Genomic DNA, 22,493 nt, shown 5'->3' with positions numbered 1-22,493 from the left:
CAGGCCCGCGTGCTTTGTCTGCCTGCGGCATGCGCCATTTCGGTGCGAGGCTTGGCTGCTGGCCTGGACCGGCGGCGCATGCAAACCCTTATACGCGCCGGGCGAGGGGAGTCGGGAAGACCAGGGTCTGTTCAGTCGGGGCGGCGGGCCATGGGCGGTGTGCCCGAAAACCAGGGCTGTTGTCGCCCTTTGTCTGTGATCTGACGGGCAAGTTGCCGGTTTCTGTCCGGCTTTCACGCTAAAATGCCGGACAACAAACTGCTGTTCCGCCTCTATGGCCGATGCCTGTCTGCATCGGCTTTTCTTCATACAGGATTCTCATGGCTTTGCAATGTGGCATCGTCGGCCTGCCCAACGTGGGCAAATCGACGCTTTTCAATGCGCTTACCCGTGCCGGCATCGCGGCGGAAAACTATCCCTTCTGCACCATCGAGCCCAACGTCGGCGTCGTGGAAGTGCCCGACCCCCGCCTGGACAAGCTCGCGGAGATCGTCAAGCCCGAGCGCATCCTGCCGGCCACCGTCGAATTCGTGGACATTGCCGGCCTGGTGGCCGGCGCCAGCAAGGGTGAAGGCCTGGGCAACCAGTTCCTGGCCCACATCCGCGAAACCAATGCCATCGTCAACGTGGTGCGCTGCTTCGAAGACCCCAACGTCGTGCACGTTGCGGGCAAGGTAGACCCGATCGCCGACATCGAAGTCATTGAAACCGAACTGGCGCTGGCCGACCTGCAGACCGCTGAAAAAGCCCTGCACCGCTTCCAGAAAAGCGCCCGCGCCGGCGACAAGGATGCGCAGAAGCTGGTCGCCATCCTGGAAAAAGCCATCGGCGAACTCAACGAAGGCAAATCCATCCGCAGCCAGGGCTTGAGCGAAGACGACCTGAAACTGCTGGCGCCGCTGTGCTTCATCACGGCCAAGCCGGCCATGTACGTCGGCAACGTCAGTGACGACGGCTTCGACAACAACCCCATGCTGGACCGCCTGAAGGCCTACGCCGCCGAGCGCAACGCGCCGGTCGTGGCCATCTGTGCCGCCATCGAATCGGAAATCGTCGACCTGGAAGACGAAGACCGCAAGGCCTTCCTGGCCGACATGGGCATGGAAGAACCGGGCCTGAACCGCCTGATCCGCGCCGCCTTCAAGCTGCTGGGCCTGCAAACCTACTTCACCGCCGGCGTGAAGGAAGTCCGCGCCTGGACCGTGCCCATAGGCGCGACCGCGCCCCAGGCCGCTGGCGTCATCCACACCGACTTCGAACGCGGCTTCATCCGCGCCCAAACCATCGCCTATGAAGACTTCATTTCCTTCAAGGGCGAGCAGGGCGCCAAGGACGCGGGCAAGATGCGCGCCGAAGGCAAGGAATACGTGGTCAAGGATGGGGACGTGCTGAACTTCCTGTTCAACGTCTGACCGCACGCGGCGCAAGGCCGCGTTGCAGGGTGAATCAGGGCGGCGTGCCGATGAGGCGCGCCGCTTTTTTTTATGGCGTGCGCAGGCATGTCTTGGCGGTATGGCCGCATAGGCCCCGGCGCAATATCTGGCGGGTGCCTGGGTGATTCTAGAAAATCCTCTAGTAGTATGACAACGTATTTTATTTCATGGTTCTTGGAATGAGGTACGAAATCCCGCCTGTCTTCCAGGAAGGGATTGGGAATTGTTGATTTATCAATGATTTTTATGGGTATTTTGGTGTTTTTCAGGGTTTTGTTTTCAGGGAAAACCCTCTGGAATAAGAGGTGTACAGGCCAAATTTCATGTTGTTATACTCCACTAAGACATCAGTCATCTTATCTTTGTAGTGCGTTATACCTATAAAAAATAGTGTCACCAACAGGAGAGAGGCATGAAGGATTTGGGATTCCGTAAGGATGTGCGCCGCGCATCCGGCAAGTGGCTGGCGGGGGTTTCTTTCGCTTTGCTGGCGGTTGCGGCGCCACAGGCAAAGACTTTGCGCGCGGCCGATGTGCACCCGATCAATTACCCGCCGGTGCAGGCAGTGGAGTTCATGGGGCAGCGTTTGAGCGAGCTGACCAATGGTGAGCTGGATATCAAGGTGTTTGCCTCGGGCCAGTTGGGCAACGAGAAGGCAACCGTGGAGCAAACGCGTTTTGGCGTGATTGATATCAACCGTGTGACCTTGGGCGAGATCAATAACCTGATCGACGAAACCGTGGTGTTTTCATTGCCGTATGTGTTCCGTTCCGTGCAGCACATGCGCGATGTTGTCGATGGCCCCATTGGCCAGGAAGTGATGGATGCGCTGGAGCCGCACGGCCTGGTCGGGCTGGCGTATTTCGATGCCGGCATGCGCAATATCTATAACTCCAAGAAGCCGGTGAAAACGCTGGCCGACCTGAAGGGGCTGAAGATCCGGGTGCAGCCTTCGGATATTTTCCTCGACATGATCAATGCCATGGGGGCCAACGCCGTGCCCATGGGATTCAATGAAATGTATTCCGGCCTGCAGACCGGGGTGATCGACGGCACCGAGCAAAGCTGGCCGACTTATGAGTCCACCAATCACTATGAAGTGGCCAAGCATTATTCGCTGACTGAGCATTTGATGCTGCCGGAAATGCTGGTGATGTCCAAGCGCACTTTCGATGCCTTGTCCGATGACCAGAAGCAGGCCGTGAAGCAGGCTGCCGCAGAGGCAACGCAGAAGATGCGCGAGTTGTGGGATGCCCGCGAAGTGGAGTCCGAGCGCATCGTGCGCGAGAAGGGCGCCATGGTGGTTGAGGTGGACAAGGCCGAGTTTGCCGCCGCCGTGGAGCCTGTGCGCCAGAAGTACCTGAGCAACGACAAACTGCGTTCACTGTACGAGCGTATCCAGGCCGTTCAATAAGCCTTCGGCTTGTATCGGGAAGGGCGGCCCGGCGGTGCCCGGGCGCGCTTCTCCAACCATGGCGTCATTCAAAATGAATGCTTTCAAACGTACGGCAGACTGCCGCACGCCGGGATGGGCGTGCCTGCTCAATGGCGTTGCCAATGCGGCGCAATGGGTAGCAAGGGTGGCGCTGGTCAGCATGACGCTGATTATTGGCTGGCAGGTTTTTGCGCGCTTTGTGCTGAATGATTCGCCCAGCTGGAGCGAAACCACGGCGATTCTGCTGATGGGCTGGTTCATTCTGATCGGCGCGGCGGCTGGCGTCAGGCATCAGGATCACATTGGTTTTGTCGTCGGGCAAATGATGATGCCCGGGCCGCTGCGCCGGGCTGTGCGCAGTTTCAGCCATTTGCTGACGGCGGCCTTCGGCGTTGCGATGGCGTATTTCGGCATGGATCTGGTGATCGGGTCCTGGCATGTCCTGATGCCGGGCAGTTATGTCGTTCAAGGCGCAACGTATATCCCGCTGGTACTGGGCGGCGTGTTGATTGCGGTGTTCTCGCTCGAAAACCTGCTGCGCCAGGCGCCGGAAGACGGCTTCGGCGAGGGAGAGTAAGCATGGAATTGATGATTCTTTTCGGCGTGTTCCTGGGCCTGATGATTCTGGGTGTGCCGATTGCCTTCTGCCTGGCGGTCGCCGCTTTGTGCACGGCAATGTATATGGGTTTGCCGCCGCTGATCGTGTTCCAGCAGATGAATGAGGGCATCAGTTCCTTTGCGATGATTGCCATTCCGCTGTTCATTTTTGCTGGCGAATTGATGATGCGCGGCGGGGTGGCGGACCGCATGATTAATTTCGCCGGCACGCTGGTGGGCCATATCCGTGGCGGGCTGGGGCAGGTCAACATCACCTCGTCGGTGCTGCTGAGCGGGATTTCCGGTTCGCCGATTGCAGACGCTTCGGCCATAGGCGGCATCATGGTGCCGCAGATGGTCAAGCGCGGCTACGCCAGAAGCTATGCGGTCAACGTCACCATCAGCAGCGCCGTCATTGCTCTGATGATTCCGCCTTCGCCCAATCTGATTCTGTATGCCGTGGCCGGTGGCGGCGGGATTTCCATTGCGGATTTGTTTACGGCCGGCATTCTGCCTGGGCTGCTGCTGGCGGCGGCGCTGCTGGTGACGGCCTATGTTCAGGCGGTGCGCAAGGGCTACCCGGCAGAGCCGTTCGCTGGTGTGGCTGCCATCGGGCGGGCGCTGGTGGCAGCCACCCCGGCCATTGTTCTGGTCGTGGTGATTTTCGGCGGAGTGCGCTTCGGTGTCTTTACGCCCACTGAAAGCGCTTGCGTTGCTGTGCTGTATGTCTTCGGCCTGATGCTGGTGGTGATGCGCATGCAGTCCTGGCACGTCCTGATGGAGGCCTTGAGCGCGGCAGTCAGAACCACCGCCATGGTGTTGTTCATTATTGCGGCTGCCGCGTCCTTCGGCTGGTTCATGGCCTTTCTGCAAGTGCCCAGTTATGTGATCAGCGCGATGACCAGCATGTCGGACAGCCCTTATGTCGCCATGGCGCTGATTCTGGTCACCCTGCTGTTGCTGGGCACCTTCATGGATTTGTCCCCGATGATCATTATCACCACGCCGATTTTCCTGCCGGTGGCGCAGAACTTCGGCGTGGACCCGGTGCATTTCGGCATTGTGATGATTCTGGCGGCGGGGATAGGCCTCTATACGCCGCCGGTAGGCACCTTGCTGTTCGTGGGCTGCGCGGTGGGCAAAATCAGTGTTTCGGAAGTGTTGCGCACCATTTGGCCGTACTACATCGCCAGCGGCATCGTGCTGTTGATGGTGGCGTATATCCCGGCAATTTCGCTGTGGCTGCCGGCCTTGTTCCGCTAAGGAGCGCGCGCTTTGGCGCGGTATTCGAGAGTTGATAACGAGAGGATGTAATGGCTCAGGAAAATAAACAGACCGCCGCTGTGACGGCGGGGCCGGTGGTGTTGATTACTGGCGGCGCCGGGACGATAGGGCTGGCCATTGCGCGGCGCTTTGCGGCGCAAGGCGCGCGCGTGGCGCTGATGGATCGCCAGCCCTTGGCGGCGATGCAGGCTTTGCGGCAGGAGCTGCTGCAAGCCGGTGCTGCGGGCGTGACGCTGATTTCCGGCGATCTGGCCGAGCTTGAGGCGCATGAAGACTGGCTGCGGCAGATAGAAACCGAATTGGGCGACAGCGTGCATTGCCTGGTGAACAACGCAGGTGTGGGCGCGGTGCAGCGGGCCGACATGCTGGCGCTGACCCCGGAAGCATTCGATGCGGTCATGGATATCAATCTGCGCGGCACTTTCTTTTTGACGCAGGCCGTCATGAAACGTTTTCTGGCGCAAGAGCAGGCCGCGCACCCGCGTTCCATCATCACGGTGTCCTCCATCAGTGTCGAGGCCGCGTCAACGGAGCGGGCGGAGTACTGCATTTCGAAGTCGGGCCTGGGCATGCTGACCCGGCTGGCAGCGCTGCGCCTGGCCGCCGCAGGCATTCCCGTGTTTGAGCTGCGGCCCGGCATTACGCACAGCGGCATGACGCAAGTCGTGGCGCCGCGCTATGACCGCCTGATCGCCGACGGCCTGGTGCCTGCCGGGCGCTGGGGGGAGGGCGAAGACATGGCCGGCATGGTGACGGCTCTGGCGAGCGGCGCTTTTGCCTTTGCGACGGGAACCGTCATTCAGGCCGATGGCGGCCTGATGATTCCGCGTCTGTAGTTTCAATCAGCTGGCCGCCAGAGAGCCAGGATTCAAAAGGTGGAGAGGATGCAATGAGCAACAAAAAACAATCCGTAAGAGTGGGCGTGGACATAGGCGGGACGTTTACCGACGTCGCCCTGGAAGTGGATGGCAGCCTGCATACGACCAAGGTACTGACGGATTACACCGCCCCGGAACGGGCCATTCTGAAAGGCCTGAAACAGGTGCTCGATCAGGTGGGCCTGGGGTATGCGGATATTGACGTGATTATTCATGGCACGACGCTGGCGACCAATGCCTTGATCGAGCGCCGGGGCGTCAAAACCGCGTTCATCACGACGGCCGGGTTCCGCGACGTGATCGAAATGCGGACGGAAAACCGCTTCGAGCAATATGACCTGGATATCGTGCTGCCTGCGGCGCTGATAGAGCGGGCCGACCGCCATGTGCTGCGCGAGCGTGTCGCCGCCGATGGGCGGGTGCTGCTGGCGCCGGATGAGGCCGAGATCAGCGCTTTGATCGACACCATCGCGGCAGGCGGTTATGAAAGCGTGGCGATAGGTTTTCTGCACAGTTATATGAATGGCGCGCATGAACAGCAGATGCGCCAGGCACTGAGCCAGCGCCTGCCGAATGTCAGCGTGTCCATCTCTTCAGAGGTGTCGCCGCAGATCCGTGAGTACGAGCGTTTCAATACGGTTTGCGCCAATGCGTATGTCAAACCGCTCATCAAATCGTATCTGGAACGCTTGCGCAGCGAACTCAAAGGCTGCGGCGCGGTTTGCGATGTTTTCATGATGCACTCCGGCGGCGGCATTATTTCCGTGGAAACCGCTGCGGATTTCCCCGTGCGCCTGGTGGAATCCGGCCCCGCGGGCGGCGCGATTTTCGCGGCCAATATTGCCGAGCGCTATGGCATCGAATCGGTTGTGTCGTTCGACATGGGCGGCACGACGGCCAAAATCTGCCTGATTGAGCAATACAACCCGAAAACCGCCAAAACCTTCGAGGTGGCGCGTACCTACCGCTTTAAGAAGGGCAGTGGCATGCCGATCTCGATTCCGGTGGTGGAAATGGTGGAAATCGGGGCTGGCGGAGGGTCTATCGCTGCTGTCGATGGCATGAACCAGATCCGCGTCGGCCCGCGCAGCGCCGGTTCAGAACCGGGCCCGGCATGCTATCAGCGCGGCGGCAAACTGCCGACCGTGACAGATGCCAATGTCTTGCTGGGCAAGCTCGATCCGGATTACTTCGCTGGTGGCCAGATGAAATTGTCCAGCCCGCTGGCTGCCGATGCGATCCGCCAGGAAGTGGCGGACCGCCTGTCCCTGACGGAGACCTCGGCGGCCTATGGAATCATCGAAGTGGTGGATGAAAACATGGCCAATGCCGGCCGTGTGCATGCGGTGGAAAGCGGCCATGATATCGGCGGTTTCACCATGATCACTTTTGGCGGCGGCGGGCCGGTGCACGCGGCCCGGCTATGCGAAAAAATGGGCATACGCGCTTTTATCGTGCCTTACGGCGCTGGCGTGGGGTCGGCGCTTGGCTTTTTGCGCGCGCCCTTCGGTTTCGAGTCGGCCCGCAGCGGTTTCATGCGTCTGAGTGCCTTTGATGCGGGCAAGGTCAACCAGCTGCTGGCGGCGATGGAAGACGAGGCTGGCACTTTTGCCCGCCAGGGCCTGCGCAATGCCGAGCCAGTGATAGAGCGGACGGCCTATATGCGTTATGCCGGGCAAGGCTGGGAAATTCCCGTGAGCTTGCCGGTGAGGGCATTTACCCAGGCTGACCGGGATTACCTGGCGGCCGAGTTCGAAAAAGCCTATGTGCGTTTCTTTGGCCGTGCCATTGACCGGCTGGACATCGAAATTGTCAGCTGGTCGGTGCGTGCCGCCAGCGCGCCCCAGCCGGTCACGCGGCTTGAACGCCAGCAGCAATACCGCGATGCGGCGCCTATGGGCACGCGCCAGGTGTTCGAAGCCAAGCTCGAAGCGTTCGTGGCGGCTGCCGTGCATGACCGCGAGCAATTGGCGGTCGGGGACAGGGTCGTCGGGCCAGCCGTCATCGTGGAGCGGGAGACGGCCACCATCGTACCGAGCAAATTCGTGGCCACCGTGCAGGCTGATCTGTGCCTGTTCGTGGAAATGCAGCAAGACAGCCAGGCTTGAAGGAGACAGGGAACATGTCAGGAAACGTTAGCAATATCCAGCGCCAGGTGATGTGGAACCGCCTGATTTCGGTCGTCGAGGAACAGGCGCTCACGCTGATCCGGACGGCGTTCAGCACGAGTGTGCGCGAAGCGGGGGATTTGTCCGCCGGTGTGTTTGATGAACAGGGCCGGATGCTGGCCCAGGCCGTGACCGGCACGCCGGGCCACGTGAATGCGATGGCCGAGGCCGTGGGCCATTTCATGCGTGACCTGGGGGTGGAAACCTTTGCGCCGGGAGACGTGTACATCACGAACGACCCCTGGAAAGGCACTGGCCATTTGCATGATTTGACGGTGGTCTCGCCCGTCTTCCGGGGCGGGCGCCTGATCGGGTTTTTTGCTTGCACGGCGCACGTGGTTGATATCGGCGGCCGGGGGTTCGGCCCGGATGGCCGTGAGGTGTACGAAGAAGGCCTGTTCATTCCCATCATGCGTTTCGCTGACCGTGGCGAGGTCAATCGCGATCTGGTCAATATCGTGCGCAACAATGTGCGCGAGGCGGATCAGGTGGTGGGCGATATCTATGCGCTGGCGGCCTGCAACGAGATCGGCGAACGGCGCTTGCAGCAAATGATGGACGAGTTCGGTCTCGACAACCTGAATGACCTCGGCGAGTTCATTCTGGAAAACAGCAGGATAGCGACACTGGCCAAGATCGCGGCGCTGCCGCGCGGGTCGTTTTCGAATGAAATGCGGGTGGACGGCTACGAAGATCAGGTGCTCATGAAAGTGAAGCTGACGATAGAGGCCGACCGGATCCTGGCGGATTATGCAGGCACCTCGGGGGTCAGCAGCTATGGCATCAATGTGCCGATGATCTACACCAAGGCCTATACCTGCTACGGCCTGAAATGTTCGATTGCCCCGGAAATTCCGAATAATGCGGCCTCGCTGGCGCCCTTCGAAGTGGTGGCGCCGGAGGGTTGCATCCTGAACGCGCAGCGCCCCAGCCCGGTCGCTGTGCGCCACGTGCTGGGCCACTTTGTGCCGGACGTGGTGCTGGGCGCGCTGCATCAGTTCCTGCCGGACCGTATCCCGGCGGAAGGGGCGGGGACGACCTGGAATATCCAGATCAGCGCGACCCCCAAGAACCCTCAGGATGCCGCGGCCCGCAGCGCGCAGATTCTGATGTTCAACAGCGGCGGCGGGGGCGCGCGGCCCAGTGTGGATGGGCTGAATGCAACGGCCTTCCCCAGCGGTATTCATACCATGCCGGTGGAGGCGACCGAGCAGGTCGGGCCTATCGTGGTCTGGCGCAAGGAATTGCGGCCGGATTCCGGCGGGCACGGCAAGTTTCGCGGCGGCCTGGGACAGGTGATGGAAATCGAAGCCGCGGATGGCTATGCGATAGCCTTCAACGCGATGTTCGACCGCATTCTCAACCCGGCACGCGGGCGCGTCGGCGGCGCTGCCGGTGAGGCTGGCTCGGTGCAGCTCAGCGATGGCACGCGGCTGAAGGGCAAGGGGTCGCGGGTGGAAGTGCCGGACGGCTTGCGCATCATGCTGGCCTTACCTGGCGGCGGCGGGTATGGTGATCCCGCCGGGCGCGCTGGCGAGCAAGTCGCCAGCGATGTGCATAACGGCTATGTCGCGCCGGAAACGGCGCGCAGCGTTTACGGTTTTCGCGGTTGAGGCAGGGGTGCCGCGTTCATCGTGAGGGCTGTGACGGCAGCGCGGGCCGTCTCTAGGCCCGCGTTGTGTGAAGATGCCATGGCCGGTTTGCGCCGGCCATGGCCCTGTAAGGAAGCATGCATGATGGAAATGAAAGTGGCGGACGGAATGCCTTTGTATATTGCCGATGCCGAGGTGGAGCGGATTCTGCGCGCCGGAGATCTGGCGCCAGTGCTGACGCGGGCGTTTTTGTCCTGGCGTGAGGGCCAGGTCAATATGCAGCCGCGTTTTCGTACCGATCAAGATGGTTTCCGGCTGGTCAGCATGGGGGCTGTCATGCCGGCGCTGGGGTATGCCGGCGTCAAGGTATATAGCCATGTCGCTGGCCGCCTGTGCTTTCGCATCATGCTGTTTTGCACGCGGACAGGGGCCATGCTGGCGACGGTCGAGGCCAACGCGCTGACCAAGTTCCGGACGGCAGCCTGTTCTGTGCTGTCGGCCCGCCGCTATGCCGATCCCCAGGCTGATACCTTGGGCCTGTTCGGGCTGGGCCCGGTCGGCTATGAGCATGCCTTGCAATTGAGCCGCGCTTTTCCTTTGCGCCGGATTTTGCTGTGTGATCCGCGTGCCGGAGAAACGCTGCGCGCTGCCCTGGAGCGCGATACGGGTGTGCGAGTGGCGCTGGCAGATGCCGATGCCGTGGCGCGCCAGTCCAATATCATCGTGACGGCCACCCGGTCGCTGGTGCCGGTGTTTGATGGCGCTTTGCTTCGTCCAGGAACGTTTGTGGCGGCCGTGGGTTCATGCCTGAAGCATGCCAGGGAAGTCGATGCTGTGACGGTGGCGCGCGCCGGCGTGGTGGTGCTGGAGTGGCCGGAGCAGACTTTGCAGGACACCGGGGACTTATTGCTGTTTGACGATCAGGCGGCATTGCGCGCCAAAGTGGAAAGCCTGGCGGATATGCTGGCGGCAGGGCAGGCGTCAGCCTACGAGCCTGGGCGGATTGTGATGTATAACGCCGTCGGGGTGGCGCTGGAAGATATTGCGGCGGCCAGTATGATCTATGAAACGGCGTTGGAAGCGGCCTGACCCAGGAATCAATGACGGCTTGCGCAGGGCGGGCAGGCAGTGATTTTCTTGTATGTCGTCGGATCACTTAAAATACAGGCAAGCGTATTGCGCCGCTGGCGCAGAAGACCTTGTCCGGGCCTGCAGGCTACTATTCACTCAGACGTCTTGCCAGGCGTTCCGCTAACTTTGATCCAGCGTCTATGAACTTTCCAAGCACACCGCGCAAACGAAGCCGCAGCCTCACTCAGGAGGTTGTGCTGTCCCTGACCCGGCAAATCCGCCAGGGGGAGTTCCCGGTGGGCTGCAAGCTGCCCACCGAGTCGGAGCTGATGCAGCGCGAAGGCGTCAGCCGCACTGTCGTGCGCGAAGCGATTTCCAAATTGCAGGCCGCGCGGCTGGTAGAGACGCGGCATGGCATCGGCACGTTTGTGCTGGATCTGCCCGAGGCCGCGCATGGCGACATCAATCTGGATGTCAGCCTGGTGACCTTGCTGGATGTCATGTCCATTCTGGAATTTCGCATCAGCATCGAATCCGAGGCCGCGGGGCTGGCGGCGCAGCGCCGCACGGCAGATGATGTGGCGGCGATGCGTGCCGCGCTGGATCAGTTCGATCTGGACAGTGATGCGCGCAGCGAAGGCAATGTCGAAGCGGATATCGCTTTTCACACGGCCATTGCGGTGGCGACCGGCAACCGTTATTTCTCCGATGTGCTGAAGCAGCTGGGGGCGGCGATCATTCCGCGCAACCGCATTAATGCCGTGCAGCGCACGGCGGAAGCGCAGCAGGAATATCTGCGGCAGATCAATGGCGAGCACAAGGTTGTGCTGGCGGCCATAGACCGCCAGGATGCCGAGGCGGCGCGGGCGGCGATGCGCACGCACCTCAGCAATAGCCGGGAACGCCTGCGGGCGGTGTGGGAAAACATGGTCGATCATCAGGACGCAGGGACAACAGGCGTGTTGTAGGACGTCTGTGTTGTCAAAGTAGAAGAGGGCCAGGCAGTTTGACTGCGGCCCTCTTTTTTTACGCCATCATCGCTTAACTATCTGCATAAGGGTCTCTACCTAGCTTGTCTTTCATCTCCTATATTGTATGATGACATATCTCTATGTTGTTGTAGTACATCCTTGTGGCCCGATTATTGGAGAAAGCTGTGACTACCCCTTTGGAACTTAAAAATATTCTTTCGCAGGGTTTGCTGTCGTTTCCGCTGACGGATTTCGACGAGCAAGGCAATTTCAATGAAAAGTCGTATGCCGCCCGGCTGGAGTGGCTGGCCCCCTATGGCGCCAGCGCCTTGTTCGCCGCTGGCGGGACTGGCGAACTGTTTTCCATCAGCGGCGACGAATACAGCGGCATTATCCGCACTGCCGTGCAGGCTGGTGCTGGCAAAGTGCCTATCCTGGCAGGCGTGGGCGGCCCGACGCGCACGGCCATCGCCCAGGCGCAGGAGGCCGAACGCCTGGGCGCGCATGGCATCTTGCTGCTGCCGCATTACCTGACCGAAGCCAGCGAAGAAGGGATTGCCGCTCACGTGGCCGAGGTATGCCGTTCGACCCGTATCGGGGTGGTGTTCTATAACCGGGCCAACTCGCGCCTGAGCGCCGAATCGCTGGAAAAACTGGCGGATGCGCATCCCAACCTGATCGGTTTCAAGGACGGGGTAGGCGATATCGAGCCCATGGTGCGGATTCGCCGCAAGCTGGGCGATCGTTTCACTTATCTTGGCGGCTTGCCCACGGCAGAGGTTTACGCGGCGGCTTACAAGGCCATCGGGATTCCGGTGTACTCGTCGGCGGTGTTCAACTTCATTCCGCAGACAGCGATTGATTTCTACAACGCGCTGGCGCGGGGCGACGACGCCTTCACGACGCGTCTGATTGATGATTTCTTCCTGCCTTACCTGGATATCCGCAACCGCAAACAGGGCTATGCCGTCAGTATCGTGAAGGCGGGCGCCCGTCTGGCGGGGCATCCGGCTGGGCCTGTGCGCACGCCGCTGACGGATCTGGAAGCCGAGGAAGTCCAGGCGCTGAAGGCGCTGATGGATAAGGTCGGCGGCAAGTAAGCGGTTTTGTGACGGGACGGAATCATGACGATGATCGGTAAGATGTTTATCGGCCATCAGCGTATTCTCGGTACGGCGGGGGGCCAGAAGGCCGTTAACCCCGCCACCGGCGAAAATCTTGAGCCGATGTTCGGATTCGGTTCGGATGCTGATGTAGAACGGGCCGCGGCGCTGGCGCAAGCGGCGTTCGATGACTATCGCAGTCTGCCGCTGGCGCAGCGGGCGCAATTCCTCGATGAAATTGCCAACCGCATTCTGTTGCTGGGCGAGGATTTGCTGGAACGGGCCCATGCGGAAACCGGCCTGCCCTTGGCCAGGCTGGCTGGCGAGCGCGGCCGGACGGTTGGGCAGTTGCGCCTGTTCGCGCAGGTGGTGCGTGACGGACGCTTTCTGGCAGCCAGCGTCGATCCGGCAGAGCCGGAGCGCAGCCCCTTGCCGCGCAGTGATCTGCGTTTGGCGAAAATGCCTTTGGGGCCCGTGGCGGTGTTTGGCGCCAGCAATTTCCCGCTGGCGTTTTCGGTCGCCGGGGGCGATACGGCATCCGCCTTGGCGGCGGGGGCGCCGGTCATTGTGAAAGGGCACAATGCGCACCTGGGCACGTCGGAGCTGGTCGGGCAAGCCATCGCCGAGGCCGCGCAAGTGACAGGCATGCCGGAAGGCGTATTTTCCTTGCTGTTTGGCGCGGGCACTTCCTTGGGCAGCGCGCTGGTGTCTCACCCCGCGATCAAGGCTGTCGGTTTTACCGGATCGCGCCAGGGCGGGCTGGCGCTGGTGCGCCTGGCCCAGGCCAGGCCGGAACCCATACCGGTATATGCGGAAATGAGCAGCATCAACCCGGTCTTTCTGTTTCCCCAGGCATTGGCCGAACGGGGCGCGCAGCTTGGCCAGGCGTTTGTGGCGTCGCTGACGCTGGGGTGCGGCCAGTTTTGCACCAACCCCGGCCTGCTGATCGCGCCTGCCGGGCCTGGTCTGGATGCCTTTCTGGCATCGGCGGCGCAAGCGCTGGCAGCGCATCCGGCAGGGGTAATGCTGACGGCGGGCATTCAGCGCGCCTATGACGAGGGCGTTGCCCGCCTGACGGCAGCCGCGCAAGTGCAGTGTCTGGCGCAGGGCCAGGCTGCACAGGCGCAGACGCCGCCACGGGCGCAGGCCATGTTGTTTGCCACCGATGCGGCAGGCTTTCACGGCAATCCGGCCCTGCGCGAAGAGGTGTTCGGGCCGGCGGGGCTGGTGATTCGTGTTCAGGACACCGGGGATTTCGTCACGGTGGCGGAACAGCTGGAAGGGCAGTTGACGGCGACTTTGCTCATGGATGAAGCCGACCATGCCGCCGCCAGGCCGCTTGTGCCTATCCTGGAACGCAAGGCTGGCCGCTTGCTGGTCAACGGCTTTCCTACGGGTGTGGAAGTGTCGCATGCCATGGTGCATGGCGGCCCCTTTCCGGCAACCTCGAATGCTGCCTTCACCTCGGTGGGCGCCACGGCCATAGACCGTTTCCTGCGGCCGGTCTGCTATCAGGACTTTCCTGAGGCGTTGTTGCCGGCGGCCTTGCAGCCAGGCAACCCGCTGGGGATTGCCCGGCTATGTGATGGGCGGCCGGAAGCAGCGGTTTAACGGCAGGAGGGGCGGCGCAACAGGGCAAAATGGCCGGTATGATGTCATGGCTGCTGTCATTGTTGCGCCCCCTGTTTGCGCCCCCTGTTTGCGCTCTTTTTGGCGCCCTTTTTTGCCGCTCCTTCTTGCTGCGGATCTTGCCCGCTATCCTGACCATGATCCAGACCGCTCGCCTAAGCTTGCGCCCGTTTGCGGCAGCTGATGCCAATGAGGCATTTGCCTGCATGACGCCCACGCTGACCCGCTATATGGCATTTGAGCCTCCGGCCTCAGCGGCGGTGTTCGAACTGATCTGGCGCCAATGGTTATGGAAAATCGCCGAAGGCAGTGATTTTGTTTTTACGATCCGGACGCTGGCCGATGGGCAATTCATGGGGTTGGCGGGTTTGTACCGGACGGCGGAGCCAGAGCCGGAACTGGGTATCTGGATCCGGGAGGATGCGCACGGGCAAGGCTATGGCGGCGAAGCCGTGGCCGCGGTCGCGCACTGGGGCGCGCAGCGTTTGCCTGTTGCGGCCTTTATCTATCCGGTTGCCGAGGAAAATCATGCCAGCCGGCGGATTGCGCAAGCCTTGGGCGGCACCGTGTTTGCCAGCGAAAGCACCCCTAAATACCAGGCTGTGATTTACCGGATTCCGCGTCCGGAGCCGCGTCAGGAATAAGCCTGAAAACGCCTCAAAACCTCAGGGGCGGCCACGGTTTGCCGCGCGTGGAGGCAGGCCTGCGCGGGTAAATCCCGATTCGGCAGGCAGCCCTGTTGGCTTCAAGTTGCCGTAGCGTCATGCGGTACGCTATTTGTTTGGCCGGGCCTGTCGCGCCGGCACGGTTTGCCTGGAGCTTGCATGACCGCCATGATTGTTTCCGATTTCAGCGTGGATACCGCATTGGGCCGGCTCGCCGCCCGCCAGTGGGAGCCGGCGGACGCTGGCCGTACCTTGGCCCCCATCGTCATGCTGCATGATTCCCTGGGCAGTATTGCCTTATGGCGGGACTTTCCGGAACGCCTGGCTGCTGCCGCAGGCAGGCGGGTGATTGCCTATGACCGCTTGGGCTTCGGCGGCTCCGACCCGCATCCGGGGCAGCTGTCCATGGACTATGTGCAGGATGAATCACGCACATTTTTGCCCCAGGTATTGGCGCAGGCCCAGGCTGATGCATTTCTTGCGCTAGGTCATAGTATTGGCGGCTGCATGGGAATTGCCAGCGCGGCCCAGCATGCCCGCTGTCAGGGTTTGATTACGATCGCGGCGCAGGCCTATGTGGATGAGCGCATTGTGGCGGGCATTGTTGATGCCAGGAATATGTTCAGGGATCCCGCCCAGTTCGCGCGCCTGGAGAAATACCATGGCGCCCAGGCGCGCTGGGTACTGGATTCCTGGGCGGATACCTGGACGTCCCCGGATTTTTCCAGCTGGAATATGGGGGCGGAATTGCCGCAAGTGCGATGCCCAGCGCTGGTGCTGCATGGCGACCGTGACGAGTACGGTTCACTGGCCCAGCCCCAGCGTATCGCTGACAGTATTCAGGGGCCGGTGACTTTCCGCGTGCTGGAAGATTGCGGCCATATTCCCCACCGGGAAAAACCGCAGGTCTTGCTGGCAGCCATCACTGCGTGGCTGCAAGACCTGCCTCCCGCGTAATAAGTTACATGGGGGCTGCCGGGCCGCCGGGCTGTCAAAACGCTCAGGACTGATTTTTCATGGCACTGCCGGTTCAGCCGGCAGTGCCATGATGGTTTATGGGCCCAGGTTTTGGGCAGCGCCGTCGCCGGTCATTCAGTGTTTTGATGTTCAAGCGGGTACTTATGTTCATCTGGTGAATTATTTTTCCTGCCAGATCCTGGCGGGAAGCTAGGGTTATTCCCAGTTCTGTGTTTACCAGGTGAACGCATCAAGGATTTCGATTGCTCTGCGCTGGGCGAGTGTGTGTAATCCACCGAACCTGCCGGACAGACCGATCTGTTAGAAAAAAAACAGTTGGATCGCGCGGCAGGGCACCGGGGGCAGGCAAGGCGCCGCCCAGGCAAAGCCAGGCCCGGTAGCCCATCAAAATACGGAGATAAAGATGAAACGAATTCTCATGGCGGCAGTCTGTTCCCTGTCGATGGCATGCGGAACGGCAGCACTGGCCCAAGCCAAACCCACGACCTTGAAGTTTTCCAATTTCGCTGGCCCGACGGCCTATCTGACCAAGGGAATGTTCGAGCCGCTGATCAAGGACATTGAAGCGGATTCGCAAGGCACGCTGAAAATCCAGCTGTATTCCGGCGGTTCGCTGGTCAAGGCCGAGGATACTTTTGACGCTGTGCGCCGAGGCCTGGTGGACATGGGCTGGGGGGTGACGGGCTATACCCCGGGCCGCTTCAAGGTTGCCGATATCCCGGAGATTCCGTTTCAGGCGCAAACCGTGCGCGAAGCATCGACGGGCGTTTGGCGCCTGCATGAAGAAGGCCTGATGGATGGCTTTGACGATGTGAAAGTGTTCGCGCTGGTGTCGTCGGGTATTTTGACGGCGCACGGCGTCAGCGAAATCAAGTCGCTGGATGATTTCAAGGGCCAGCGCATCCGCGCGGCCGGCCCGCTGGCCAGCGCCTCGGTGGAAGCCCTGGGCATCATCCCGGTCGGCCTGCCTGTGCCGCAGACGGCGGAAAACCTGTCCAAGAAGACGCTCAGCGGCAGCCTGAATGACTGGAACGCGGTCTATACCTGGCAGGTACTGGATTTCGTGCCCTATCACATCGACGTGCCCATGGGGTCCAGCACGGTGTTCCTGGTGATCAATAAACGCGCGTACGACCGCCTGGCGCCGGAAGCCAAAGCGGCGCTGGAAAAACATGGCGGCGCCAACTTTGTTGGCCGCTGGTCCGAAGGCCTGGGGGGCGAAAACGAACGCCTGAAGCAACTGTTGCAGCAGAATCCCGCGCATACCATCGTGACGCCTGACGCTGCGGATGTGGAACGCTGGACGGCAGCCGTGCAGCCGGTGATCGAGAAATGGGTGGGCAGCGTGCCGCAGGGCGAGCGCGTTTGGGAAGTCTATACCGAAGCCCTTGAATCGCAACGCGGAGCGCAATAAGCATGAGCTCGGCCAATATCGCGGAAATTCCCGCCAAGGCTGATTGGCAGGACCAGTTCTGCAAAGTCATGGCCTGGGCAGCGCTGACGCTGCTCCTGGCCGTGTCGGCCGGGACGCTGGTGGATATCATCCTGCGCGCTTTCACGCCATACACGGTGCGCGGCCTGTTTGAACTGAACGGCTTGTTCATGGCCATTATTGTGTCCGGGTTTTCCGGGCTGGTATTCGTGCGCCATCTGAACATCCGCATGGATGTGATGAAGGCGGTCGCAGGCAGCAACCAGATGGCGGTGCGCCTTTTGTGCGAGCTGGCGGAGGTCGCGGTATTTGGCTGGCTGGCGGCTGTCTTGCTCTTCCGCGCGCAGGACGCGCAGGAGTATGGCGAGAAAACCATGGTGGTCGGCTGGCACACCGCAGGCTGGTGGGCGGTGGCCGGTGTACTGATGTCGCTGGCGGCGCTGCTGGTGCTGATTCAGGCGTTGCAGCGCTGGTATGCGATGCTGCGCACCCGTGCTTATGCGCAGCCCGGATTCTGGCGTGGCGCGCTGGTGACAGCCGGCACGATTGCCGTGTGCGCTGTGCTGACCGTGCTGTTCATCAATGAAGATAGCAGCCCGGGCATGCAGGCCAGCATGGCGTTTGTGGTGCTGTACCTGCTGATTGCCGCGCAGATTCCTATCGGTGTTTCGCTGGCGCTGGTCGGCGTGGCCAGCCTGGCTTTGACGCTGGGGGCGGAGCAAGCGCTCGTGGTGTCGCAGAATGAAGTGGGGCGCGCTCTGACGAGTATGGATATGGCGGCGATTCCGCTGTTCCTGCTGATGGGTAATTTCGCCACCTGGGCCGGCCTGTCGGGGGATATTTTCAATTCCGGCACGGCGCTGCTGGGGTCGCGCCGCGGCGGCCTGGCCATGGCCTCGGTGCTGGGATGCGGCGGTTTTGGCGCGATCTGCGGTTCGTCGATTGCCACCACGGCTACCTTCGGCAAGGTCGCCTTTGTGGAAATGGAGCGCCGCAATTACGCGCATAGCCTGGCGGCAGGCTGTATTGCCGCCGGCGGCACGCTGGGCGCCTTGATTCCGCCATCGGTGGTGCTGATCGTCTATTGCGTGGTGGTGGAGCAATCCATTCAGGTGGCGTTCCAGGCGGCCTTGATTCCGGGCCTGTTGGCGCTGTCCATGTATGTCGTGGCCATTTTCATCTCTGTGCGGCTCAAGCCCAGCCTGGCCCCGGATGTCGAACAATTCGACTGGCAGGTGGCGCGCGCGGCCATGATCAAGGCCTGGCGGCCGGTGCTGCTGTTCGCGCTGGTGCTGGGCGGGCTGTATGGCGGCATGTTCACCACGCAGGAAGCTGCTTCTGTCGGCGCTTTGCTGGCTTTTGTCTTTGCCGTTGGCACCAAAGGGTTCACGCTGGAGAAGTTCAAGGCTTCGCTGATTGATACGGCGATCAATGCCGGCGCCATTTATGTGATCTTCATTGGCGCGAACATTTTCGCCAGTTTCATGAGCTTCACGGATATCACCCAGCTGGTCTTGAGCCTGGTAGATATCAATGTCATGCCGCATTGGCTGATCCTGTTCGGGCTGGTGCTGTTCTATCTGCTGCTGGGGACGGTGTTCGATACGCTGGCCGCCGTGCTGGTGACCACGCCGCTGGTGGTGCCCCTGATTGTCGGCATGGACTATGACCTGATCTGGTGGGGCGTCGTGACCTTGTCGCTGGTTGAAATCGGCATGATTACGCCGCCGCTGGGAATGAACGTATTCGTTATGCGCAGTGTGGTGGGGGACCGCTTGCCGCTGGCTACCATTTTCCGCGGCGTGACGCCGTTCCTGATGGCGGATCTGGTGCGCGTCATTCTGCTGACGGCATTCCCCATGATCACCATGTGGCTGCCTGGCTTCTTGAGCAGCAGTTGAGGAGCAAACTATGAGTGAAAATCGTATTGCCCTGGTGACTGGCGCGGCTGGCGGCATTGGCCAGTCGGTTTGCCGGACATTGGCGCAGCAGGGCTTGCAGGTCGTCCTGGCCGACTTGGATGCCGCGCCCTTGCAGGCGCTGGCAGCGGCTTTGCCCGGCCACGGCCACCGCACCGCAAGCGTGGATATCAGCAATATGGCTTCGGTGGAGTCTTTGTTCGCCCGCCTGCGTGATGAAGGGGTGCAGTTGTCCGTGCTGGTGAACACGGCGGCGGTCTCGCCTGTTGGTGAGGGCGGCGCGGTGATAGACGTGCGCAACACGACCCCGGAACTGTGGGAAAAAGTTTTTGCGGTCAACGCTTTTGGCACCTATGCCGTATGCCGGGCGTTTGTGATGCAGGCCGATGCCTCCATCCAGCACGGCCGCATCATCAATTTCGCCTCGACAGCGGCGCAACTGGGCGGTTACCGCTCTTGCACCGCCTATGTGGCCAGCAAGGCCGCCGTCATTGCGTTCACCAAGGCGCTGGCGCGTGAAATGGCGCCCTTGAACATTACCGCCAACGTGGTGGCGCCCGGCCTGATTGATACGCCCATGCTGCGCACGCGCCTGGACCGCAAGGATGATGCGGGGGCCGTGGGCCTGGTGCCGCTCGCGCGCGTGGGCCAGCCGGACGAGGTAGCGGCGGCCGTGACCTATCTGGTGAATCCGCTGGCGGCCTATGTGACGGGTAGCACGCTGGACGTCAACGGCGGCTATTACATGGTCTGAGGGGGCAGGGATGAAAATCTGGCATCAGTCCAGCGTGGATCTGGACAACTATCCGGTTTACCGGGAATCGCTGGCGCGGCACTATGCGCGCATTGCCAATCCCGGCACGGAAATCATCCTGCATGGCGTGCCGGAATCCATGTGGCATGGCAAGTCGCCCAGCGAAGTGATGAAAGTGCCATACGCCTATCACAAGGCCATGAGCCGGCAATTGCTGCATAACGTGCACCGCGCTGAACAAGAGGGCTATGACGCCTTCGTGATCGGTACCTATACCGAACCCTTGTTGCGCGAGTGCCGTTCGCTGGTCGATATTCCGGTGATTTCCATGCCGGAAAGCACGGTGCTGATTTCCTGTTCCATGGCGCAGCAGATCGGCCTGGTGACCTTGAACGAGGAAAACCAGTGGTTCCTGAAAAATGCCATGCAGCGCCATCGTCTGGAAGCGCGCATCAGCGGCATTTATGTCATTGAACCGCAGTTGCCCGAACGCGCCATCGAGCAGATGTTCCTGGAGCCGGGCGATTACATTGCTGCTTTCACGGCAACGGCGCGGCGCGCCATTGCCGCAGGGGCGGACCTGATTGTGCCCGCCGAAGGGCTGGTGGCAGAAGTGCTGGCGGCCAATGATATTTATGAGATTGACGGCGTCAGTGTGCTGGATGGCGTGGGCGCGCCCTTGTCCTATGCGGAAATGCTGGCCAAGCTGCACCGGTTGACCGGCCTGCATGCGGGCCGGCGCTGGCATTACATCAAACCCAGTGCGGAACTGCTGGCGCTGTATCCTCCCGACTGAGGAGAAAAACGTGGCAGAAACCGATGTTTATCCCAGGGTCCGCGCCCTGGAGCGCGGCCTTGAATTGATAGGGGCGTTGAGCGACCTGGGCTGGGCCAGCCCAGGTGAATTGGCCAAATACACAGGCATTCACCGGGCCACGGTGTATCGCCTGTTGTTCACGCTGGAACAGGCGGGCTATGTGTATCTCCGGCCAGGTGACGGACGCTATTTTCTGACGACCCGCTTTCGCCGTTTTGCCGATAGCGTCAAGGACGAGGACTGGGTGGTGCAGGTCATCGGCCCCTATCTGGGGCGCCTGCTGTCGCAGGTGCAATGGCCTAGCGACTTTGCCACGTTTTCTTCGGGGCACCTGGAAATCCGGGAATCCACGCACCGTTTCAGCCCGATGTCGGTCAATCGCGCCATGGTGGGCAAGACCCGGCCCTTGCTGCGTTCTGCGCTGGGGGTGGCCATCCTGAGCGAAGTGGCGGACGACAGCCTGGAGCAGATTCTGGATCTGGCCAGCATCATGAAGCATGACGGCTTTGCCAAGGAGGCTGTGCGCCATGAGCTGCAGCAACTGCGCCTGCAGGCCCGCGAGCGCGGCTATTCCGAATCGTCAGGCGGCACGGAGCCGAATATCAGCGCCATTGCCTATCCGGTGTGCTGGCGCAATCGCGTGCTGGGCGCGATCAACATCATGTTTTTCAGAAGCGCCATGACGCCGGCCAAGGCGGCCGAGCGCTACCTGGATGCCTTGCATGAATGCGTGCACGACATCGAGCGTGAACTGGACCCGCTGCCTTTGGGAGAATACGGATGGCTCAGGTACAAGCATTGAGGGTATCGACCCCCTGGGCGTCGGACAGCGCCGTTGTGGAAGACTGGGACGGCGCCGAGGAAGCCTCCAGCTACCGGCCTATCGAAAGTTTGCGGCGCGGCCTGGAAATCCTGCTGTGCCTGAACCAGGCGCTGGGCGGGCGCGCCTCGATCAAGGAAATCAGCGCTGCCACCGGCCTGCACCGGACCACGGTGCGGCGCATGCTGGAAACCCTGCAGAATGAAGGCTATGTGCGCCGCAATGCTTCGGATGAACATTACAGCCTGAACCATAAAGTCCGGCAGTTGAGCGACGGCTTCACGGACGAGGACTGGGTGTCCGAGGTGGCGGGCCAGGCCTTGGGGCGGCTATTGCAAAAGGCGGTCTGGCCTTCCGACCTCTGTACGCTGGATGGCGACAGCATGGTGGTGCGGGAAACCACGCACCGCTTCAGCCCGCTGTCCTTTCACCGGGCCATGATACGGCGGCGCCTGCCCATGCTGTTCACGGCGGCGGGGCGCGCCTACCTGAGCGCCTGTCCGTCAGCGGAGCGGGAGGAAATCCTGCGGCTGCTGCAGCAGGGCAATGATGAACAGGCGCGCCTGGCGCGCAATCCGCAACTGGTGGCGGCGCTGTTGCAGAAAACCCGGGAACAGGGCTTTGGTTCCAATGATGGCGATTGGACCGAACAGGCGCGCATGAGCGCCATTGCCTTGCCGATTCACCACGGTGATCGGGTGCTGGGCTGCATCAATATTATTTTCACCAAGAAGGCGATGACCACGCGTGAAGCCGAGCAGCGCCTGTTGCCCGCCTTGCAGACGGCAGTGGCGGAAATCGAGTCTCATCTGATGCCGGAGGGCGCTGCCGCCGTGCCTGCCGCAGCACCCGCAGCGCCCGCCCTGGCGCCGCATCGGGAAACCCTGCCGGACCTGTTGCTGACGGTGTAGGGGACGGCTGAAGGAGGGACGGCGCGCGGCAGCTGG

The 22,493-nt window shown here is 61.5% G+C and carries 19 protein-coding genes; all 19 read left to right on the top strand.

The window, feature by feature from the left end; all coding sequences use genetic code 11:
• Positions 1 to 320: 320 nt before the first annotated feature.
• The 19 genes from ychF to EV679_RS15005 all read left to right on the top strand — a co-directional run bounded on the left by ychF (position 321) and on the right by EV679_RS15005 (position 22,457).
• The gene (ychF, locus tag EV679_RS15095; protein WP_130487663.1) at positions 321 to 1,412 is read left to right on the top strand and encodes a redox-regulated ATPase YchF; all 1,092 of its coding nucleotides are present in this window, start codon (positions 321 to 323) and stop codon (positions 1,410 to 1,412) included.
• 433 nt (positions 1,413 to 1,845) lie between these two features.
• The gene (locus tag EV679_RS15090; protein ID WP_130487662.1) at positions 1,846 to 2,847 is read left to right on the top strand and encodes a TRAP transporter substrate-binding protein; all 1,002 of its coding nucleotides are present in this window, start codon (positions 1,846 to 1,848) and stop codon (positions 2,845 to 2,847) included.
• A 73-nt stretch (positions 2,848 to 2,920) separates the two neighbouring features.
• Positions 2,921 to 3,445: a TRAP transporter small permease gene (locus EV679_RS15085; RefSeq protein ID WP_134838062.1), complete on the top strand. Its 525-nt coding sequence runs from the start codon at positions 2,921 to 2,923 to the stop codon at positions 3,443 to 3,445.
• A 2-nt stretch (positions 3,446 to 3,447) separates the two neighbouring features.
• Entirely contained in the window at positions 3,448 to 4,728 is a 1,281-nt protein-coding gene (locus EV679_RS15080; RefSeq protein WP_130487660.1) for a TRAP transporter large permease, read from the top strand.
• Positions 4,729 to 4,778: 50 nt separating this feature from the next.
• A complete protein-coding gene (locus EV679_RS15075; RefSeq protein ID WP_130487659.1) occupies positions 4,779 to 5,585 on the top strand; it encodes a 3-ketoacyl-ACP reductase in 807 nt (268 codons plus the stop codon).
• Between the two features lie 53 nt (positions 5,586 to 5,638).
• Complete coding sequence (locus tag EV679_RS15070; protein ID WP_130487658.1) at positions 5,639 to 7,735, top strand: hydantoinase/oxoprolinase family protein; 2,097 nt, start codon at positions 5,639 to 5,641, stop codon at positions 7,733 to 7,735.
• Positions 7,736 to 7,749: 14 nt separating this feature from the next.
• Entirely contained in the window at positions 7,750 to 9,408 is a 1,659-nt protein-coding gene (locus EV679_RS15065; RefSeq protein ID WP_127773208.1) for a hydantoinase B/oxoprolinase family protein, read from the top strand.
• A gap of 120 nt (positions 9,409 to 9,528) precedes the next feature.
• Complete coding sequence (locus EV679_RS15060) at positions 9,529 to 10,476, top strand: ornithine cyclodeaminase family protein (protein WP_165390066.1); 948 nt, start codon at positions 9,529 to 9,531, stop codon at positions 10,474 to 10,476.
• A 236-nt stretch (positions 10,477 to 10,712) separates the two neighbouring features.
• On the top strand, positions 10,713 to 11,426 hold the full coding sequence (locus EV679_RS15055) for a FadR/GntR family transcriptional regulator (protein ID WP_242611506.1): 714 nt from the start codon (positions 10,713 to 10,715) through the stop codon (positions 11,424 to 11,426).
• A gap of 188 nt (positions 11,427 to 11,614) precedes the next feature.
• Complete coding sequence (kdgD, locus tag EV679_RS15050) at positions 11,615 to 12,529, top strand: 5-dehydro-4-deoxyglucarate dehydratase (RefSeq protein WP_127773211.1); 915 nt, start codon at positions 11,615 to 11,617, stop codon at positions 12,527 to 12,529.
• Positions 12,530 to 12,553: 24 nt separating this feature from the next.
• Positions 12,554 to 14,143, top strand: coding sequence for an aldehyde dehydrogenase (NADP(+)) (locus tag EV679_RS15045; RefSeq protein ID WP_130487655.1), 1,590 nt, complete (start codon positions 12,554 to 12,556; stop codon positions 14,141 to 14,143).
• 155 nt (positions 14,144 to 14,298) lie between these two features.
• On the top strand, positions 14,299 to 14,805 hold the full coding sequence (locus EV679_RS15040; RefSeq protein WP_130487732.1) for a GNAT family N-acetyltransferase: 507 nt from the start codon (positions 14,299 to 14,301) through the stop codon (positions 14,803 to 14,805).
• Between the two features lie 180 nt (positions 14,806 to 14,985).
• A complete protein-coding gene (locus EV679_RS15035; RefSeq protein WP_130487654.1) occupies positions 14,986 to 15,783 on the top strand; it encodes an alpha/beta fold hydrolase in 798 nt (265 codons plus the stop codon).
• A 424-nt stretch (positions 15,784 to 16,207) separates the two neighbouring features.
• Positions 16,208 to 17,218, top strand: coding sequence for a TRAP transporter substrate-binding protein (locus EV679_RS15030; RefSeq protein ID WP_130487653.1), 1,011 nt, complete (start codon positions 16,208 to 16,210; stop codon positions 17,216 to 17,218).
• Positions 17,219 to 17,220: 2 nt separating this feature from the next.
• Positions 17,221 to 19,137, top strand: coding sequence for a TRAP transporter large permease (locus EV679_RS15025; protein ID WP_130487652.1), 1,917 nt, complete (start codon positions 17,221 to 17,223; stop codon positions 19,135 to 19,137).
• A 10-nt stretch (positions 19,138 to 19,147) separates the two neighbouring features.
• On the top strand, positions 19,148 to 19,909 hold the full coding sequence (locus EV679_RS15020; RefSeq protein ID WP_127773216.1) for an SDR family NAD(P)-dependent oxidoreductase: 762 nt from the start codon (positions 19,148 to 19,150) through the stop codon (positions 19,907 to 19,909).
• A gap of 10 nt (positions 19,910 to 19,919) precedes the next feature.
• On the top strand, positions 19,920 to 20,705 hold the full coding sequence (locus EV679_RS15015) for an aspartate/glutamate racemase family protein (protein WP_130487651.1): 786 nt from the start codon (positions 19,920 to 19,922) through the stop codon (positions 20,703 to 20,705).
• Positions 20,706 to 20,715: 10 nt separating this feature from the next.
• Positions 20,716 to 21,528 carry an IclR family transcriptional regulator domain-containing protein gene (locus tag EV679_RS15010; protein ID WP_165390065.1) on the top strand — a complete coding sequence of 271 codons (813 nt, stop codon included), beginning with the start codon at positions 20,716 to 20,718 and terminating at the stop codon, positions 21,526 to 21,528.
• Entirely contained in the window at positions 21,507 to 22,457 is a 951-nt protein-coding gene (locus tag EV679_RS15005; protein WP_130487649.1) for a DNA-binding transcriptional regulator, read from the top strand. The genes EV679_RS15010 and EV679_RS15005 overlap by 22 nt, the downstream gene beginning before the upstream one ends.
• Positions 22,458 to 22,493 lie beyond the last annotated feature (36 nt).

It is taken from the genome of Kerstersia gyiorum, from assembly GCF_004216755.1.
GTDB lineage: Bacteria > Pseudomonadota > Gammaproteobacteria > Burkholderiales > Burkholderiaceae_B > Kerstersia > Kerstersia gyiorum.
The sequence above is the reverse complement of the archived record's forward strand: the minus strand, read 5'-3'. Positions and strand labels throughout refer to the sequence as shown.